We start from the raw sequence: 16,360 nt of genomic DNA, 5'->3' as shown, positions 1-16,360 counted from the left end.
GCACGCGCAGAACGTCGGCTGAGAGCGGCCGCCCTGCCCCGACAGCGGAGGCCAGACCGCCTCAGCCGACGTTCTGCGCGGCGGAGGAGTCGCGCCGGCGATCGCCCGAGGGGCGAACGGCTCAGCCGGCCGCACCCCGTCGCCACGGGAGGCGCCCGGTGAGGTGCAGGACCGCCAGGACGGCGATCAGCACGGCGAGCGCCAGCGTCCCGATCAGCAGCGGGAGCGCCGAGGAGCTCTCCACAGCCTCCGGCACCAGTCCGCCGCCGTCGCGGACGACGGTGGTCGCCTCGCCGACGAGCCCCGCCTCCGCAGCGCCCGCCGCGGACGGCGGCGCGGTCGCGGCGGTCGCCCCCGCGGACCCCGCCGCAGCCGTGCCGCCGGTGGGAGCGGGACCGGTGGGAGCGGAGCCCGCCGGTGCCGCGCCCGTCTCCGGTGCCGCGACGACCACGGGCGCGGAGGCGTCGTAGTTCACCAGGAGCGCGGTGGCGGGCTTCGCCGGATCGCGGACGCCGCCCGAGGTCAGCCAGTAGCCGACCTGGCCGGTCTGCTCCTGGAAGCGCAGGAAGCTCGGTGGGAACGACCCCCAGTGCGCCTCGTTCTCGGCGGTTCGGGGCACCTGCCCGCCGATCTGGCTCGCGACGCCCCGGTACTCGGGGATCACGCTGAATCCGCCGACCCCGAGCGGGGCGCCGCGGACCTCGGCGAGCACGACAGAGGCGGCGGCGACCGGGCGCCAGACCGAGGCGTCGTCGCGGGAGGCGCCGTAGCCGCTCGCGGTGGCGGTCAGCCGCCCGTTCCCGGCCGCATCGAGCTCGAGCACCGGGTCGCTCGCGCTCCAGTAGGTCATGCCCCCGTAGAAGGCGACGGTGAAGGACCCGCTCCAGCGGAGGGTCAGGCCCGCTGCCGAGGCCTCGCCCTCGCCGCCGCCGATGACCACCTGGGTCTGCGTGCTCGATGCGGGCGAGGCGGCGCTGACGACCGCGCCCGACGGGTCGGTGCACCGGGTGGCGAAGGAGGCGCCGGTCCAGCCTCCGTCGGCCGTCGCCTTCTCGATCGAGACGGGCCCCTCCCGCGACGAGTAGAGGCCGTCGGCCTCCGCCCAGACGCGGGAGCCGCCGATGTCGCCCGCGGTGCCCGCGCTGAGGAAGTTGCAGCCGCCGGCGAAGGCGCCGCCGGAGGTCTCGCGGTTGAGTCCCCAGCGGAGCTCGGCGTCCGCGATGCGCCCGTCGACTCCGGTCGCCGCGCCCTCGGGCACGGTCACGCCGATCTCGGTCCCTCCTCCGGGCGCGGTGGACGTCGCGGCGGCGGCCGGAGCGAGACCCAGCGCTAGCACGGCCGCGGCCGCGAGGCCCGCCAGGCGGCGCCTCATCGCACGTCCGCCGTCTCGCGGCCGAGCAGCGGAGTCGCGGTGGCGGGAGCCGGGTCCGCACCGGGCGCCGCGCCCTGCGCCTCCGCCCCCCGCCGCACGCGCCGCCGGCGCGCCGCACGCACGATCGCCGCGACGACACTCGCGAGCACCAGCCCCGCCGCGATGAGCAGAGCAGCGCCGAGCGCGAGGGAGAGCCAGACCGGCACCTCCTGCGCGGGCGGAGCGCTCGGCGCGCCGGGCGCGGCCGCCGCCACGACGGTCACCTCGCTCTGCGCGCTCGCCCCCGAGGCGGCACCCGTGAGCGTCAGCAGGTGAGTGCCTCCGCGCAGATCGGCGGGGAGCGGGAGGACCCCCGCGACCTCGCCGCGGGTGCCGGCGGTGAGCGGGCCGACGGCGACCACGCCGTCGTCGAGGGTCGCGACCACCTGCTCCGAGACGGCGAAGCCCTGACCGGTGAAGGAGAGGGCGTTCCCCGCCACCGCCGAGGAGGCGGTGTAGCCGACGCGCGCGGTGCCGGCGGCCGCGGTCGGCTCCTCCGAGCCCGGAACCGCCGCGCCCGGGGCTCCCGCGCTCGGATCAGCCGCAGCGGGAGCCGCCGCACCCGCCGACGGCGCCGCGAACGAGAGCGGCGTGAACGACTCGTTGTTCGCGTTCTTCACTCCGTGCGCGCCGAGGGTGATCACGCCGCACTGCACCTCGAGGCAGTCGACGGTCGTGAGCGCCCCCGAGCGGTCCGTCGCCTCGAAGCGCGCCGACGGGATCGTCAGGTCGACGGAGAAGGAGCCGTCGGCCGCGAGCACGCCGTTCGCCGCCGACTCCGTCTCACCGCCCGGGAAGGCCACGAACCGCTCGTAGCCCGCGTTGTCCTTCGACTGGGAGTCGGGCACGTACCGGTAGTCGGCACCGGCCTGCCCGCCGCGGCTGGGCGCCCAGCCCTCGCCCGACACCCAGCCGAACAGCACGTACACCCCTCCGAAGCCTCCCGAGACCGATTGGAATCCGCGTCCTGCGACGGTGATCGACGTCGCCTCGGCGGGATTGGCGGCGGACGCACCGCCCGGAAGGGTGATCGTCACGGAGCCGGCGGCCTCGGCCGCGGGGACGGCGAGCGGGGCGGCGGCGACCGCTGCCCCGAGCAGCACGGCGGCGAGGAGGCGGACCGGAGCGGCCGGACGGGTCAGGCGGGCCGCGGCGGCCGAGCGGGACGTGCGGATCATCGGATCTCTCCTGTCTGCGCAGCGGTGCGGGGGTCGGTGTCGGTGTCGGTGTCGGACGGAGACCGGCCGGTGCGCCGCGCACGCTCCGGCCGGATCGAGAGGACTCCGTCGGCGTCGGCGTCGACGCGGATCGGGAAGCGGTAGACGGCGCTCAGCAGCTCCGTCGTCAGGGCGCGCGCGGGCGGCCCGTCGGCGCGGACGCGTCCGCCCTCGAGCACGACGACGCGATCGGCGTAGGCGGCGGCCAGCCCGAGATCGTGCAGAACGACGACCGCCGAACCGCCCGACTCCGTGTGCGAGCGGACCTGGCCGAGCAGGCGCTCCTGATGGCGGATGTCGAGACTGGCCGTCGGCTCGTCGAGCAGCACCAGGTCGCACTCCTGCGCGCGGACCCGGGCGTACGCGACCCGCGCCCGCTCGCCCCCCGAGAGCTCGGGCATCCGCCGGTCGCGCAGCGTCGAGACCTCCGCGTCCGCGAGGGCCAGCGCGACGGCCGCACCCGCGCCGTCGGCGCCCCGTCTCGGCGACCGCCCCATTTCGACCACCTCGGCGACCGTGAAGGGGAACGAGACCTCGTTCGACTGCGTCAGCACGGAGCGCAGCAGAGCGAGCTCGGGCGCGCGGTAGCTCCGGAGGCTCCGCCCGTCGAGCTCGATCCCACCGGCGTCGGGCACGGAGTCCCCCGCGAGCACCGACAGGAGCGTCGACTTCCCGGCGCCGTTCGGCCCGACCAGCGCGACGAACTCGCCGCGGCCGATCCTCAGGTCGATGCGGTCGAGCACCTGCCGGCGGCCGTAGGCCACGCCCGCACCGGAGGCGCGCAGCCGCTCCTCCGCGCTCACGCCCAGCCTCCCGAGCGCACGCGGGCCCGGCGCAGCAGCCAGAAGAAGAACGGACCGCCGACCAGCGCGGTGAGCATCCCGATCGGGAGGTCGGCGTAGGGCACCGCGGTGCGCGCGACCGCGTCGGCGCAGACCAGCAGCAGCGCGCCTCCCACGGCGCTCGTGCCGATCAGCGCCCGGTGCGCCGGCCCGAGGACCATGCGCAGCAGGTGCGGCACGACCAGCCCGACGAACGCGATGATGCCGCAGAGGGCGACAGCGGCGGAGGTGAGCGCCGCGACGACCACGATCGCCGCGATCCGGGTCCGCTCGATCGGCACCCCGAGGTGCTGCGCCTGGCGCTCGCCGAGGGCCAGCAGATCGAGCCGGCGCGAGAGGAGGGCGGCCGCGGCGATGCCTGCCGCGGTGATCGGCAGGACGATCGCCACGTCCTGCCAGCGCGTCCCGTTGAGGGACCCGAGCTGCCAGAACACGATCTGCTCGCGCTGCTGCGTGGTGCCGAGGAAGGTGAGGAGCGCGATCCCCGCGCCTCCGACCGCATTCACCGCGATGCCGGTGAGCACGAGCGTGACCACCTCGGTGCGCCCGCCGGCTCGGGCCGTCAGGTACACCAGGAGGGTCGCGATCAGCCCGCCGACGAAGGCGACGGCCGGCGCGGTCAGCGGCCCCAGTGCGTCGAGCCCGGTCACGATCACCGCGGCCGCGCCGAGAGCGGCTCCGGAGGAGACTCCGACGACGCCGGGCTCGGCCAGCGGATTGCGGAACACGCCCTGCATGACGGCCCCGCCCACGGCGAGCGCCGCTCCGACGACGGCGGCCATCGCGATCCGGGGGAAGCGGATCGCCCAGAGCGTCGCGTCGCCGTTCACGTGCGCAGGGGTCTCGAGCACCGGCAGCACTCGAGCGCCGAGGGCGTCGTTCACGTGCTGGGCGACCGAGCCGAGGATCTGCGCGGGCGGGATCGGGAGCTGCCCGAGACCGGCGGAGACGACGGCGACGACGGCGAGCGCGAGGACGAGGGCGCCGGTGAGGACCGGGATCCGGCCGGGGCGCGGGGCGGACGCCTCCGCGACGGCCGTCATCGGGCGCTGTCCGGAGCGTAGATCGCGACGGCCAGCGCGTCGAGCGTGCGCGGGGTGTCGGGGCCGAAGCTGAGGATGCGGGTGTCCGCCATGTCGACGATGCGGCGGTTCTGCCCGGCCGGGGTCTGGGCGAGTGCGGGCACCTGCCGGAGCAGCCCGTCCACTCCGTCGACCGAGTCGAGGCCGGCGGTCATCATCAGAACGAGATCCGGTGCGGCGGCGACGAGCCCCTCGTCGGTGAGCGGGCGCATCCCCTGCCAGCCGATCTCCTCCGCCACGTCCACACCGCCCAGCGAGCGGACGAGGTCGTCGGCGCCCGAGCCCTCCCCGAAGAGGTAGTGGACGCCGGACTGGCCGCGCACGTAGAGGAACGCGATCCGCAGCCGCTGAGCCGGGTCGGCCGGGGCGACCGCGCCGATGCGCGCGATCGTCTCGTCGACGGAGGCGCTCACGCGCGCCGCGAGCTCGGCTCCGCGCTCCGGCACGCCGAGCGCCGCCGACACCTCGCCGATGAGGGAGGGGATGGTCGCGATCGACCGCTCCGCGCCGACCACGACGACGGGGATGCCTGCGTCCCGCATCTGCAGGACGGTGTCCCACGGGCCGAGGCTGGTGTCGGTGATGATCACGGTCGGCGCCAGGTCGAGGATCGCCTCCGCGGCGAGGTCGTGCCCGTTGCGCGTCACCAGCGGCCGGTCGGCGATCTCGGCGAAGTCGCTCGACAGATCGCGGCCGACGACGGAGTCGCCCAGACCGAGCTCGAAGACGAGCCGCGAGGTGGAGCCGTACAGGTCCAGCGCGAGGATGCGGGACGTGTCGGCCACCGTGACGGCCGTGCCCTGCGCGTCGACGACAGAGGCGGGCAGCGCCTGCGGGCCCGACGTGATCGGCTCGACGGGAGCCGCCTGGATCCGGGCCGTGGAGGGGCCGGTCGCGGTGCGCGGCTCGGCGAGCGGAGCGACGTCGGCGAGGCGCGGAGTGACCGGGCCGTCGACCGCGGACTCCGCCGAGGAGCAGCCGGCCAGCAGCCCGAGAACGACCAGGGCGGCGGCCGGGAGGCCTGCGGAGCGGCGGTGGAGGAGCGGCACGATGTCGCCTTTCACAGAGGCGCCCGGAGCGGGGGCTGGTCGAAAAGTTAGCTAATGCTAACCTAACCTCGCTCGCCCACCACGAGCCCTGGCCCCCGACGAGACGAGCCGACCGTGACCGCAGCCACGACGACCGACAGCCCCTCCACGCCCGCCTCGACAGCGCCCCCCGGGGTCGCCGCAGCACTCCGCGAGGCCACCTCGGAGGAGCACAGGCACGCCGAATCGCGCGGCTACATCACGGCGCTGATGCAGGGCACGCTCTCCCTCCGCGAGTTCGCGCGCTACCTCGGACAGCTGCTCCCCGTCTACGAGGCGCTGGAGTCGCGCCGCCCCGCCCGGGAGGATCCGGCCCTGCTCCACGACACCGCCGTGCACCGCGTCGCGGCCCTGCGCTCCGGCCTCGCCGCTCTCGGGGTCGACCCCGCCTCGATCGTCCCCCTCGACGCGACGGCGCGCTACGTGGCGCGACTGGAGTCGCTCGGCGAGGACGACGGCCTGCTGCACGTCGCCCACCACTACACGCGCTACCTCGGCGACCTCTCGGGCGGTCAGGCGATCGCGACGATGATGACCCGCCACTACGGCGCGACCGCCGAGCAGCTGGCGTTCTTCCGCTTCGACGGGATCCCGAACGCCGTGCACTTCAAGCGCGTCTACCGCGCGCAGCTCGACAAGCTGGCGCTCGCCCCGGGCGCCCTCGACGCGATGGTGGCGGAGGCCCGGCTCGCGTTCGCCCTCAACGCCGCGGTCTTCGACGCGCTCGACGGCACCCGCTCGGCGGCCTGAACCGCACCCCGGCCCCGACCTGCGGCGTCCGCTCCGGCCGACGGCCCGAGCTAGCGGCCGGCCTCGTGGATGTCGCGCGCCTTGGTGACCTTCGCCGGGTCCACCGGGTTCATGCCGAGCACGATCTTGCCGCGCGAGTGCCGCTTCTCGAGATCGTCGAAGGCGTCCTGCACCTGGTCGAAGGGGTAGAAGCCCGAGACGAGCACCCGGAGCTTCTGGTCGGCGACGAGGCCGACCAGCTCGCCGAGGATCTCGGTGTCGCGCTGGGCGGTCTCGGCGTCGGGCCAGACGGCGCGCAGCTCGATCTCCTTGCGGTCGTCGCTGGAGTGGAAGCGGCCCGCCGCGATGCCGAGCTCGGCGGCCAGGGCGTCGTTCTCCCCGCCGAAGTTGTCGAGGAACACCGTGACTCCGCCGGGCGCCGCGGCCCGGATGCGGTCGACGATCCCGTCGCCGTAGACCACCGGCTTCACACCGATCTGACGGAGGTAGTCGAAGTTGCGCTCGCCGCAGGTGCCGATCACGGTCGCGCCGCGGAGCTTCGCCAGCTGGATCTCGAGGCTGCCCACTCCTCCGGCCGCAGCGGAGACGAGGACGGTGTCGTCCGGTCCGACGTGCGTGGCCTCGAGCGCGCGCCACGCGGTCACTCCGGCGAGGAACAGCGCGCCGCCGACCTCCCAGCTCACGGAGGCGGGCTTGGCGACGAGGTTGCGGCGCGGCACCACGACGTGGGTCGCGTGCGAGCCGACGAGCGCGTGGCCGACCACGTCGCTGCGGAGCTTGATGTCGGTGACGCCCTCGCCGAGGGCGACGACGACGCCCGAGAAGTCGGTGCCCTGGCGCATCGGGAAGGCGGCGGAGTGGTCGGAGTCGAACTGGCCCTGCCGGATGAACGCCTCCATGTGGTTCACCCCGGCGGAGAGCACCTCGACGAGCACTTCGCCCGCTCCGGGCCTCGGCCGCTCGACCTCGGCGATCTCGAGGACGTCCGCGTCGCCGAAACGGCTGTACTGGACGACGCGGGCGGCGGTGGGGCTCAGACGGGACATGCGCTCATCATCCGCCCCCGCCGCCCGAAGCCCTGACCCCCGAACGGGGGCGTGCGGCTCAGGAGGGGTCGCTCGGGCAGTACAGCTGAGTGCGCGTACCGGAGCGGTCGATGACGTGCTCCGACATCGGCCGGCCGCAGAGCGGGCACGCCTGCCCCGCCGGAGCCTCCTGCTCGGGTTGGTCGTACGGGCCGAGCGGCGGCGGGCCGATCCAGGGGAACAGCCGCGCGTTGAAGCGCTGGTAGAGGGAGCCGGTCTTCTTCCGTGTCATATCCTTAGTGTACTAACGATCAGTGCGCGATGAGAGGATGACGCTGTGGAAACCGACCCGCTCGCCCTCCAGAACCAGGTCTGCTTCTCCCTCGCCGTCGCGGCGCGCACCGTCATCGGGCTGTACCGCCCCGTGCTCGAGCCGCTCGGGCTCACGCACCCGCAGTACCTCGTGATGCTCGCGCTCTGGGAGCGCAGCCCCCGCTCGCTCGCCGACCTCGGCTCCGCCCTCCGCCTCGAGCCGGCCACTCTCAGCCCGCTCGTGAAGCGCCTGGAGGCGAGCGGCCACGTCACGCGGGCCCGGAGCAGCGACGACGAGCGCCGCCTCGACGTCGCGCTGACCTCCTCCGGAGCGGCCCTGCGCGAGCAGGCCCTGCAGGTGCCGCCGCAGATCGTCGAGCGGCTCGACGTCCCCCTCGAGGAGCTCACTGCGCTCCGCGACAGCCTCACCGGCCTGATCGGAGCCGCGACCCGCGACGGCCGCTGACCCCCCGCTCGGGGCGCCGGCCGCGAGCACGTCGGCCGCCGCACCCCGCCGCACCGGGAAACTCCCGGTCACAGGGCGAGATCAGCCTCCGCTCGGCCCGCTCCCGGGCGTCTTGACTGCCCCCTCGTACGGAGTAGTGTCATCGCTCGTGACACACGAGGGCCCCCCGTCCGCCGCGGACGGATCACCGGCCGACGCGACCGAGCTGCGCACCGCCAAGCACTTCTTCATCGGCGAGCCGCTCCCCAGCGACAAGCTCGAGGGACAGCTGCTGCAGAAGCGGCTGGCGCTCCCCATCTTCGCCAGCGACCCGCTCTCCTCCGTGGCCTACGCGCCGCAGGAGCTGCTGATGATCCTGCTGCTCGGCGGGCTCTCCTTCCTCACCTTCGCCCCCTGGGTGGCCGCGTGCGTGGTCGTCCTCCTCGTCGTGGTGGTGCTGAGCTACCGCCAGCTGATCCGGGCCTACCCGTCCGGCGGCGGCGACTACGAGGTCGCCCGCACGAACCTGGGCGAGACGGCGGGACTCACGGTCGCCGCCGCCCTCCTCGTGGACTACGTGCTCACCGTGGCCGTGTCGGTCGCCTCCGGAGTCGACAACATCATCTCCGCGGTGCCCGAGCTGGCACCGCTGCGGGTCGAGCTCGCCATCCTCTTCGTGGTGCTGCTGGCGGCCGTGAACCTCCGCGGCGTCTCGGAGTCGAGCCGCGCCTTCGCGATCCCGACCTACCTCTTCGTCGCGAGCGTCTTCGTGATGGTCGTCGTCGGCCTGGTCCGCACCGCCTTCGGCGACACTCCGGTGGCGGAGTCGGCGGGCTTCACCGTGCAGGGCGAGCAGCTCACGCAGGCGGCCGTCGTCCTCCTGCTGCTGCGCTCCTTCGCCAGCGGCTGCGCGGCGCTCACCGGCGTCGAGGCGATCTCGAACGGCGTGCCCGCGTTCCGTGCCCCGAAGGTCAAGAACGCCCAGCGCACCCTCGTCGCGATGGGCACGATCGCGATCGTGCTGTTCGTCGGCCTGACCGCCCTCGCCCTGCTCTCGAACGTGCACTACGCCGAGAACGCCTGCCACCTCGTGGGCTTCGCCGACTGCGCCACGACCCCGCAGCGCTCCGTGATCGCGCAGGTCGCCGCCGCCACGTTCGGCAACAACACGATCCTGTTCTTCATCATCCAGGCCGCGACCGCCGCCGTCCTGCTCCTCGCGGCGAACACCGCGTTCAACGGCTTCCCGCTGCTGGGCTCCGTGCTGGCCCGCGACGGCTACGCGCCCAAGTCGCTGAACACCCGCGGCGACCGCCTCATCTACTCCAACGGCGTGATCATCCTGGCGCTCGTCGCCGCGGTCATCCTGCTCGTCTACCAGGCCTCGCTCACGAGCCTCGTGCAGCTGTACATCATCGGCGTCTTCGTCTCGTTCACGCTCGGGCAGTCGGGCATGGTCAAGCACTGGGTGCGGATGATCCGGGGCGGCGAGGGCTCGCGCACCGTCTACACGAGCCTGGCCATCAACCTGTTCGGCGCGACGCTGACCTTCGCGGTGCTCGTCGTCGTCACGATCACGAAGTTCACCCACGGCGCCTGGCTCGTCTACCTGGTGATGCCGATCCTCGGAGTCCTGATGGCCGGCGTCTACCGCTACTACCGCGACGTCGAGAAGGAGATCGAGGTCGACCCGACCACGACCTTCGGCGCCAACGGCGACCACGCGATCGTGCTGGTGGGCCGGATGAACAAGCCCACGCTGAAGGCGCTCGACTACGCCATCGCGGCGCGGCACGAGACGCTGGAGGCGGTGCACTCCTCCATCGACGACGCGCAGACCGCGCAGCTCAAGGCCGACTGGGCGCAGATGGACATCGAGGTGCCGCTGCGCTGCGTGGCCTCGCCCTACCGCGACATCTCGTACCCGCTGATCAAGTACATCAAGGGCCACCGCCTCGAGCACGGCTCCGAGATCACCACGGTCTACATGCCGCAGTACATCGTCGGGCACTGGTGGGAGGCGTTCCTCCACAACCACAAGTCGCGGCGGATCCGTCAGAAGCTCCTGCTGGTGCACGGAGTGACGGTGGCGCTGGTGCCGTGGCTGCTCGACTCGTCCGAGCTGATCTACGGGCGCCGCTCGCGTCCGATCCCCGGCCAGACGCGCCGCGGCGAGCCGGTGCGCCCGGTGACCCGCCGCCCGATCCCGCCCGCGTCCTCGCTCCCGCAGGGTGCCGCCGGCGAGGGCGCCCCGCGCATCCCGCAGCGCCCGGCCGCACAGAACCGGCCGCGCTCGAAGCGGCGCTGAGGCGACAGGCCCGCACACGGGTAGAGGGCCCGCGGCGTGTGCCGCGAGCCCCCGATTTCCCCTTAGTGCCTTCCCCCGAAGGCGGCCCGCCCCAACGGGCCGTGTCCGACGCTATCGGTGGGCTATGCACCTGCGCATCCTCCTCGCGACGGATGCCCGTGATCCCTTCAGACGACAGGCTCGTCCCCCGTCGTCTCAGACGACGGCCCCGCGCACCCCTCGGCCGGTGAGCCACCAGACCGCTGCGACGGCGACCGCGGCCGCCGCACCGCCTCCCACGAGCAGGATCGCCGCCCGCACCACGTGCGCCCGGTAGGCGGCGTCGAGCGGATCGATGCCCGCCCCCGCCAGCACGATTCCGGCGGGCACCACCGCGGCCGCGAGCACCACGGCCGCGGCCGCGATGCGCACCGGCTGCCGGCCGTCGGAACGGAGCTTCCGGGGACGGCGGCCGACGTACCAGACCACCGCGCCGATCCCGAGCCCGAGCAGCCCGAGCACGCCGCTCGCGTACTGCGCCCACCGGAAGCCGGGGAAGGGTCCGAGATCCTGCTGCAGCACCGGGATCGCCGAGACGAAGAGGCCGCCCCGGTGGGTGAAGCCGTCCCACATCACGTGACTGGCGGCTCCGATGGCGATGCCGGCGGCCGCGAAGACGAGCACGCGGATCCACTCGGCTGCCCCGCGGGGCGGTGAGCGCCGGGGACGCAGGCGCGAGCGGACCAGCGCGGGTGCGAGGTCGCGCCAGGCCGGAGCGACGACCGCGCTCCACAGCGCGAGGCCGAGCATCCCGAGCAGCAGGTCGACGGTGACGACGCCGAGGAGGGAGTGGGTGGACTCGCGGGCGACGGCGACCGGGAGGTACATGCCGATGTCCGGGACCATCGCGCCGACGGCGACGGCCGCGGCGGGGATCCGGCCGTTCGAGAACGCGAGCGCGACGACGGCGTGGCTCGGCGTGAAGGGCATGACACGCACGCTATCCCGGCGACGCGGCCGGCGAGTGTCCGCGTCGCGAAGCGGGCGTCACCGATCGCGATCCGGCCCCTGCGGGTCGCTCCGGCGCGCCGGCTTCCCGGGGCCGGCGGTCAGCCCGAGGAACGTGATCCCCAGCACGAGGAACACCGGCCAGACCGGATTCCCGAGGACCGCGAAGACGGCTCCCGCCGCGAGGAACAGCGGACCCGTGACCGCGTTCCAGCGCCGGGACGCCTCCTCCGTCGACATCCGACCCGGACCCTTCCCGCCCTGTGCGCGCACCATCCCTCCACGCTAGGCCGCCTCCGCGGGGCCCGCCTCCCCCGTCCGGCGGAGCTCCGCGCTCGGGGAGCTCCGAGCGCGGCGACCGTAGAATCGTCCGGAAGTCCGGCCCTCCGGGCCCAGCGGCGACGGATCGGAGCGGGTGTGCGGAAGGCGTTCGCGATCCTCCGCCTGGCCCTCGCCGGGCTGGGCGCGGTCGGACTCGTCGGCGACTTCTTCTACACGCTGGGCTTCCGCGCGTTCCAGATCGACAACTTCTTCGCCTACTTCACGACGCAGTCCAACATGGCCGGGGTCGTGGTGCTGGGCCTGTCCGGCCTCGTCGCCCTCGCGCGCGAGCGGGAGCCGCGCTGGCTCAGCACGGTGCGGGCGCTCGTGCTCACCTACATGGTCGTGTCGGGGATTGTCTTCGGGCTGATCGCGGTCGAGGCCAACAACCGCGGCGTGCGGGTCGACGTGCCCTGGTCGAGCGCGCTCCTGCACTTCGTGATCCCCACGCTCGCGATCCTCGACTGGATTCTCGGCCCCGGCCGCAGCCCGGTCGCCTGGCGCGGGGCGCTGACCGTGCTCGGCTTCCCGATCGTCTGGGGCGTCATCACCCTGGTCCGCGGGGCCCTCATCGGCTGGTACCCGTACTTCTTCCTCGACCCCGGCCAGGTCGACGGACCCGTGATGTTCGTGCTCTACGACGTGATCGTGCTGAGCCTGATCTCAGGCATCGCCGCCTTCGTCGTCGCGCTCAGCCGGGTGCGGCCTCTCGGGGCGGCGCACGCGTCGGAGTGGCGGGGGCCGCTGGCGAGGCTCCGCGAGCTCGTCAGCCGGGGACGACGGCGAACGGCTCGAGCGCCGTCTGCGCGAGGGTGACCAGCTCGTCGTCGCTGAGGTCCTGCAGCGAGAGGGCCTGATCCGCTCCGACCAGCCCGACGAGCACCGCCTCGCCGGTCGACGGCTGAAGGTTGAGCCACTCGGTGATGCCCGCCTCGGAGCCGACGAGCGACCAGCGTGCGGGGGCGCCGGCCTCCCAGAACGCCTCGTCGAAGCGCAGCCAGAGCGTCTCGACGACGCCGGAGCCGAGGGCCGCGACGGCCGCGCGCTGAGCGAACGGGAGAGGCGGGTCGAAGGCGATCGCGTCCGTCTGCAGGACCCCGATCGGCACGGTGACCAGCACCCGGTCGGCCGTGAACGACTCGCCGGTGCCCAGGCGGATGCTCACGCCGGTCTCCGTGTAGCCGATGCCGCTCACCACGGCGCGCAGCGAGAGCTCGACGTCGGCGAGCAGCGTGTCGACCAGGGGGGCGAGCCCGTCGGTCAGCAGCGCGTCGCCGGAGTCGTCGCTCAGCTCCTCCGCGGTCGTGGCGGCGGAGGCGTCGCCCAGTCCGTACCAGGAGGAGAGCTCCTCGGGAGCGGCGCCGGTGCGCAGCGCGGTCGTCCCGGCGAGGTGCGCCGCCACGCGGGCGGCGTCGCCGTCGCCGGAGCCCGGCTCGGCCTCGGCGGGGTCGGGCGCTCCGGAGCCGGCGAACGACTCGGCGAGCGCCAGGTCCTCCGGCTGCTCCGCTCCCCACTCGAGCGCGCGGGTCAGGGCCTCGGCGCCCGTGGTGCCGACGTCGAGGGCCGCGCCGTCGGCGTCGCTCGAGCGGACGTCGGCGAGGTCGACCGCGGTCGTGACCACGCCCGCGTCCGCGATGCTCTCGCGCAGGGCGGCTCCCGCGCCGGTGAGGGCCCAGGCCCCGGTCTCGACGGCGATCGGCCAGCCGTCCGGAGTCGCGGTCGCGATGCGGCCGCCGGTGCGCTCGCGCGCCTCCACCACGGTGACGTCGAAGCCCGCGTCGGACAGGCGCCGCGCGGCGACCGCTCCGGCGAGACCGGCCCCGACGATCGCGATCCGCTCGCCCTCGTCGGCGACGGCGCTGATCTCGGCGGCTGCGCGGACGCCCGAGTTCCAGGCGCCCTGGAGCGTGCCGGGCGCCTCCGTGTCGGTGGCCTCACCCGCGAGGAAGACGCGGTCGAGGACCGCGGTGCCCAGGTCGGTGCGGTGCTGCGGCGTCGCGCCGACGGGCAGGTAGGAGACGGAGCCGAGCGCGTACGGATCCTCGGCCCAGGCGGAGCGCACGAAGGCGGACGGCGCGGGGACGGCCGTGGTGCTCGGCGTGGGCACGGGGGCCTTGGTGACGGAGCGGGTCGGCGTCGGACGCGACGGCGTGCAGCCCGCGAGGGCCAGGAGCCCGACTCCCGTGGCGGCTCCCGAGAGGAAGAGGCGGCGTCCGATCGTCATCCCGCACATCCTACGTTCTCGGCGTTCGGCCGGGGCGGCGCGGGTGGCGTGGGCCGATGGTCACTGCAGCCGGGAGCGTCAGTGCTGCCTGCTGCGGAGGTTCAGCACCGCCCAGCCGAACAGGAGCACGACCGCGACGATCGCGGCGGTGATCACCGCGTTCCACGGGTCCTTCGCGCCCACGGCGGTGGAGACTCGTCCAGGAGCCCGTGCGGAGGCCTTGCGGGCGGGGTGACGGCGGGACGGCGAGCGGATAGCGTCGGGGCAGCGCGGACCGGACCGCGGCGACGGGGGACGCAGCATGGACACGACACGGACGCGGACCGCGACGACGACCACGGCCGGCACCCCTCCCCGCAGCCACCTCCACGCGGTTCTGCTCGGCGCGCTGGGCATGATCGTGGTCCCGCTGCTCATCGTCCTCGCGACAACGGCCTGGTCCTCCCCCGGACCGGAGGAGTACGTGCGCATGTCGCTCGGCTCGGTGGTCGCGGCGTGCGTCTCGGTGGTCGGCGCCTGGTGGCTCGCCTTCGAGCGGCGCAGCGCCGGGGCGCCCGGTCGCACCTGGTTCTGGGGCATCGCCTGCCTCGTCACGCTCAGCGCGGTCTCGACCGTCGGAGCCGCCGCCGACCGCCTCACCGGCCTGATCACGGGCTGAGCGGGTGGTCGTGGACGTCCTGGCGCGATCACCGCGCAGACCTCACCCCCTCGGCGACCGCCCCGGTGGCCCCGAGTCCCTCCTCGAGCGAGCGGCAGCAGCATCGGCGCCGGTGACCGTCCGGACGAGACGACCGGGCGGCTCCGGCTGTTCCGTCCCGCCGAGAGCGATCTGGACGAGCTGTGGCGGCTGTACTCCGACGAGCGGATCGCGGCGGGCGACCCCCTCCTTCGACACGACTCCGTCGAGCAGACGCAGGCGATGCTCGCCCGCGGGACAGCGCAGTGGGCACGGGACGACCTCAGCAGCTGGGTCGTCCGGCTGCGGAGTCCCGAGGGCCGCGCGGACGGCGCGATCGGGATCGGCGGATGCACTCTCCTCGCCGGCACGGCCTGGAACGTCGGGTTCACCTTCCATCCGGACCACTGGGGCAGGGGGTACGCGCAGGAGGTCGCCTCCGCAGGGATCGCGCGGGCGCGGCGGCTCCGGCCGGAGCTCCCCGTGACCGCGGTCGTCGCGGAACGGAACGAGCGATCGCACCGGACGGTCGCTCGACTCGGGCTCGAACGGAGGTGGGAGGGCCCCGACGCGCACAGCCCCGACCCCGCGGCTCGCCTCGCGCTCTACTCCGACCGCCTCCTCTCCGAGGACGAGATCGGCCGCCTGACGAGCTGAGGGGGCCCTGTGGCGAGGATCGCCGCAGGCCGCAGCGGAGCCGAGACACCCGCGGCGTCGCCACCGCTAGGGTGCGAGCGTGAACGCTCTCCTTCCGAAGCCGTGGATCTGCGTCGTGTACGCCGCCGCCTGCGCGTTCCTCGCCGTCGCGTTCCTCGTGCACGCCGGGCTCGGACACGGGTGGTCCGTGCTCTGGGGCGCCGCCGCGATCGCCGGGGTCGTGCTCTTCGCGCGCCGAGCGCGGCGCCTCCACCGGGAGGAGGAGCAGCAGCCGGTCGGCCGGTCCGGGACGGGTCGGCCGTGACGAAGCGCGCTGACGACACCGGCAGCTCCCCCCGGCGCCTCTCCCTCCGCTCGTGGTGGACCGTCGGCGCTCTCGCCGTCGGCGTCGTGGCGTGCCTCCTGATCGGGCCCCTCCTCCCCGCGGACAGTGCCGCGCGCGAGTGGATCGGATCCGCGGCGATCGCGCTGACCCTCCTCGCGGTCGCGCTCGGCGGACGGCTGGCGAATCAGCGCAGGCAGGGCGCAGAGGACGGCCGCCGTTCGGCCGCCGGCGCACTCCGCCCTCCTCCGCCCGCCGAGCGCAAGGCCGAGCGGCGGGGAGGCGGCGAGTGGTAGACCTGGGGGCATGAGCAACGACATCCGCGCACTCGCCGAGGGCGAGAGCTACCTCGTCTTCTTCCAGGGCGGGCCGTTCGACGGCCAGACCGAGAACCGCGTCAGCACCGACGGGAGCTACGAGAAGGAGGTCGACGTCTACGCCGCCGTCGACGGCCAGGAGACGCACCTCGTCTACAACGCCGTCTCCGCCAAGGAGGTCGGCGAGGCGGTCCACGTGACCTACTCGATCGACACTCCCGACTCCGACCCGATCGAGGACCCGGAGGACCGCGGCGGCGGATTCCAGTAGTCCGCACCACCCTTCGGATGCCGCTCCGGCGTCGCGCTCAGCGCGGCCGGGGCGGCATCCTCGTGTGAGGACGCGCCAGTCGGGGCACGGCTCCATGCCCGGCTT

General features: G+C 74.2%; 19 protein-coding genes. 9 read left to right on the top strand and 10 right to left on the bottom strand.

Going from position 1 to position 16,360, the window contains the following annotated elements:
* Positions 1-121: 121 nt before the first annotated feature.
* From GSU45_RS01410 to GSU45_RS01390, 5 genes are read right to left on the bottom strand one after another with little or no spacing between them, the layout of a single operon-like run.
* Positions 122-1,372, bottom strand: coding sequence for a hypothetical protein (locus GSU45_RS01410; protein ID WP_159912078.1), 1,251 nt, complete (start codon positions 1,370-1,372; stop codon positions 122-124).
* Positions 1,369-2,589 carry a hypothetical protein gene (locus GSU45_RS01405; protein WP_159912076.1) on the bottom strand — a complete coding sequence of 407 codons (1,221 nt, stop codon included), beginning with the start codon at positions 2,587-2,589 and terminating at the stop codon, positions 1,369-1,371. Before GSU45_RS01405 ends, GSU45_RS01410 begins: the two co-directional genes overlap by 4 nt.
* Positions 2,586-3,431, bottom strand: a complete 846-nt coding sequence (locus GSU45_RS01400; protein WP_159912074.1) for a heme ABC transporter ATP-binding protein — start codon at positions 3,429-3,431, stop codon at positions 2,586-2,588. The genes GSU45_RS01405 and GSU45_RS01400 overlap by 4 nt, the downstream gene beginning before the upstream one ends.
* Complete coding sequence (locus GSU45_RS01395; protein WP_159912072.1) at positions 3,428-4,513, bottom strand: iron ABC transporter permease; 1,086 nt, start codon at positions 4,511-4,513, stop codon at positions 3,428-3,430. Before GSU45_RS01395 ends, GSU45_RS01400 begins: the two co-directional genes overlap by 4 nt.
* Positions 4,510-5,601 (bottom strand): ABC transporter substrate-binding protein, encoded by a 1,092-nt coding sequence (locus GSU45_RS01390; protein ID WP_244248173.1) that lies wholly within the window; start codon positions 5,599-5,601, stop codon positions 4,510-4,512. The genes GSU45_RS01395 and GSU45_RS01390 overlap by 4 nt, the downstream gene beginning before the upstream one ends.
* A 114-nt stretch (positions 5,602-5,715) precedes the next feature.
* On the opposite strand from GSU45_RS01390, the gene GSU45_RS01385 reads away from it, so the two are divergent.
* Positions 5,716-6,390 (top strand): biliverdin-producing heme oxygenase, encoded by a 675-nt coding sequence (locus GSU45_RS01385; RefSeq protein ID WP_159912068.1) that lies wholly within the window; start codon positions 5,716-5,718, stop codon positions 6,388-6,390.
* 50 nt (positions 6,391-6,440) lie between these two features.
* Here GSU45_RS01385 and GSU45_RS01380 read toward each other — a convergent pair whose 3' ends face one another.
* Positions 6,441-7,436 (bottom strand): NADP-dependent oxidoreductase, encoded by a 996-nt coding sequence (locus GSU45_RS01380; RefSeq protein ID WP_159912066.1) that lies wholly within the window; start codon positions 7,434-7,436, stop codon positions 6,441-6,443.
* 58 nt (positions 7,437-7,494) lie between these two features.
* Positions 7,495-7,707: a hypothetical protein gene (locus GSU45_RS01375; RefSeq protein ID WP_159912064.1), complete on the bottom strand. Its 213-nt coding sequence runs from the start codon at positions 7,705-7,707 to the stop codon at positions 7,495-7,497.
* A gap of 45 nt (positions 7,708-7,752) precedes the next feature.
* Here GSU45_RS01375 and GSU45_RS01370 point away from each other — a divergent pair, with 45 nt between their 5' ends.
* Entirely contained in the window at positions 7,753-8,193 is a 441-nt protein-coding gene (locus GSU45_RS01370) for a MarR family transcriptional regulator (RefSeq protein WP_159912062.1), read from the top strand.
* A 205-nt stretch (positions 8,194-8,398) separates the two neighbouring features.
* Positions 8,399-10,480 carry an APC family permease gene (locus GSU45_RS01365; RefSeq protein WP_159916766.1) on the top strand — a complete coding sequence of 694 codons (2,082 nt, stop codon included), beginning with the start codon at positions 8,399-8,401 and terminating at the stop codon, positions 10,478-10,480.
* 195 nt (positions 10,481-10,675) lie between these two features.
* On the opposite strand, the gene GSU45_RS01360 is transcribed toward GSU45_RS01365, so the two are convergent.
* Together GSU45_RS01360 and GSU45_RS01355 are read right to left on the bottom strand one after the other, a co-directional pair.
* Entirely contained in the window at positions 10,676-11,449 is a 774-nt protein-coding gene (locus GSU45_RS01360; protein WP_159912060.1) for a DUF4184 family protein, read from the bottom strand.
* A gap of 57 nt (positions 11,450-11,506) precedes the next feature.
* Entirely contained in the window at positions 11,507-11,743 is a 237-nt protein-coding gene (locus tag GSU45_RS01355; protein ID WP_159912058.1) for a hypothetical protein, read from the bottom strand.
* A gap of 141 nt (positions 11,744-11,884) precedes the next feature.
* On the opposite strand from GSU45_RS01355, the gene GSU45_RS01350 reads away from it, so the two are divergent.
* A complete protein-coding gene (locus GSU45_RS01350) occupies positions 11,885-12,604 on the top strand; it encodes a Pr6Pr family membrane protein (protein WP_159912056.1) in 720 nt (239 codons plus the stop codon).
* On the opposite strand, the gene GSU45_RS01345 is transcribed toward GSU45_RS01350, so the two are convergent.
* Positions 12,555-14,012, bottom strand: coding sequence for an NAD(P)/FAD-dependent oxidoreductase (locus GSU45_RS01345; protein ID WP_159912054.1), 1,458 nt, complete (start codon positions 14,010-14,012; stop codon positions 12,555-12,557). The two genes, GSU45_RS01350 and GSU45_RS01345, sit on opposite strands and share 50 nt — an antisense overlap.
* A gap of 301 nt (positions 14,013-14,313) precedes the next feature.
* Between GSU45_RS01345 and GSU45_RS01340 the strand changes: the two genes are divergently transcribed.
* The 5 genes from GSU45_RS01340 (at position 14,314) to GSU45_RS01320 (ending at position 16,255) form a co-directional block, all read left to right on the top strand.
* Positions 14,314-14,670 (top strand): hypothetical protein, encoded by a 357-nt coding sequence (locus GSU45_RS01340; RefSeq protein ID WP_159912052.1) that lies wholly within the window; start codon positions 14,314-14,316, stop codon positions 14,668-14,670.
* Between the two features lie 27 nt (positions 14,671-14,697).
* Positions 14,698-15,345 (top strand): GNAT family N-acetyltransferase, encoded by a 648-nt coding sequence (locus tag GSU45_RS01335; protein ID WP_159916763.1) that lies wholly within the window; start codon positions 14,698-14,700, stop codon positions 15,343-15,345.
* A gap of 79 nt (positions 15,346-15,424) precedes the next feature.
* Complete coding sequence (locus tag GSU45_RS01330; protein WP_159912050.1) at positions 15,425-15,649, top strand: hypothetical protein; 225 nt, start codon at positions 15,425-15,427, stop codon at positions 15,647-15,649.
* Entirely contained in the window at positions 15,646-15,963 is a 318-nt protein-coding gene (locus tag GSU45_RS01325) for a hypothetical protein (RefSeq protein WP_159912048.1), read from the top strand. The genes GSU45_RS01330 and GSU45_RS01325 overlap by 4 nt, the downstream gene beginning before the upstream one ends.
* 10 nt (positions 15,964-15,973) lie before the next feature.
* Complete coding sequence (locus GSU45_RS01320; protein ID WP_159912046.1) at positions 15,974-16,255, top strand: oligoribonuclease; 282 nt, start codon at positions 15,974-15,976, stop codon at positions 16,253-16,255.
* The last annotated feature ends 105 nt before the right edge of the window (positions 16,256-16,360 follow it).

It is taken from the genome of Rathayibacter sp. VKM Ac-2801 (genome assembly GCF_009834245.1).
In the GTDB taxonomy this organism is placed as follows: Bacteria; Actinomycetota; Actinomycetes; order Actinomycetales; family Microbacteriaceae; genus Rathayibacter.
This window is presented reverse-complemented; position numbering and strand designations above follow the sequence as displayed.

Excerpts from the sequence above, each read along its gene's own strand:
- GSU45_RS01410 (WP_159912078.1), bottom strand. The coding sequence starts at position 1,372 with ATGAGGCGCCGCCTGGCGGGCCTCGCGGCCGCGGCCGTGCTAGCGCTG.
- GSU45_RS01405 (WP_159912076.1), bottom strand. The coding sequence starts at position 2,589 with ATGATCCGCACGTCCCGCTCGGCCGCCGCGGCCCGCCTGACCCGTCCG.
- GSU45_RS01395 (WP_159912072.1), bottom strand. The coding sequence starts at position 4,513 with ATGACGGCCGTCGCGGAGGCGTCCGCCCCGCGCCCCGGCCGGATCCCG.
- GSU45_RS01380 (WP_159912066.1), bottom strand. The coding sequence starts at position 7,436 with ATGTCCCGTCTGAGCCCCACCGCCGCCCGCGTCGTCCAGTACAGCCGT.
- GSU45_RS01375 (WP_159912064.1), bottom strand. The coding sequence starts at position 7,707 with ATGACACGGAAGAAGACCGGCTCCCTCTACCAGCGCTTCAACGCGCGG.
- GSU45_RS01360 (WP_159912060.1), bottom strand. The coding sequence starts at position 11,449 with ATGCCCTTCACGCCGAGCCACGCCGTCGTCGCGCTCGCGTTCTCGAAC.
- GSU45_RS01355 (WP_159912058.1), bottom strand. The coding sequence starts at position 11,743 with ATGGTGCGCGCACAGGGCGGGAAGGGTCCGGGTCGGATGTCGACGGAG.
- GSU45_RS01345 (WP_159912054.1), bottom strand. The coding sequence starts at position 14,012 with ATGACGATCGGACGCCGCCTCTTCCTCTCGGGAGCCGCCACGGGAGTC.
- GSU45_RS01340 (WP_159912052.1), top strand. The coding sequence starts at position 14,314 with ATGGACACGACACGGACGCGGACCGCGACGACGACCACGGCCGGCACC.
- GSU45_RS01320 (WP_159912046.1), top strand. The coding sequence starts at position 15,974 with ATGAGCAACGACATCCGCGCACTCGCCGAGGGCGAGAGCTACCTCGTC.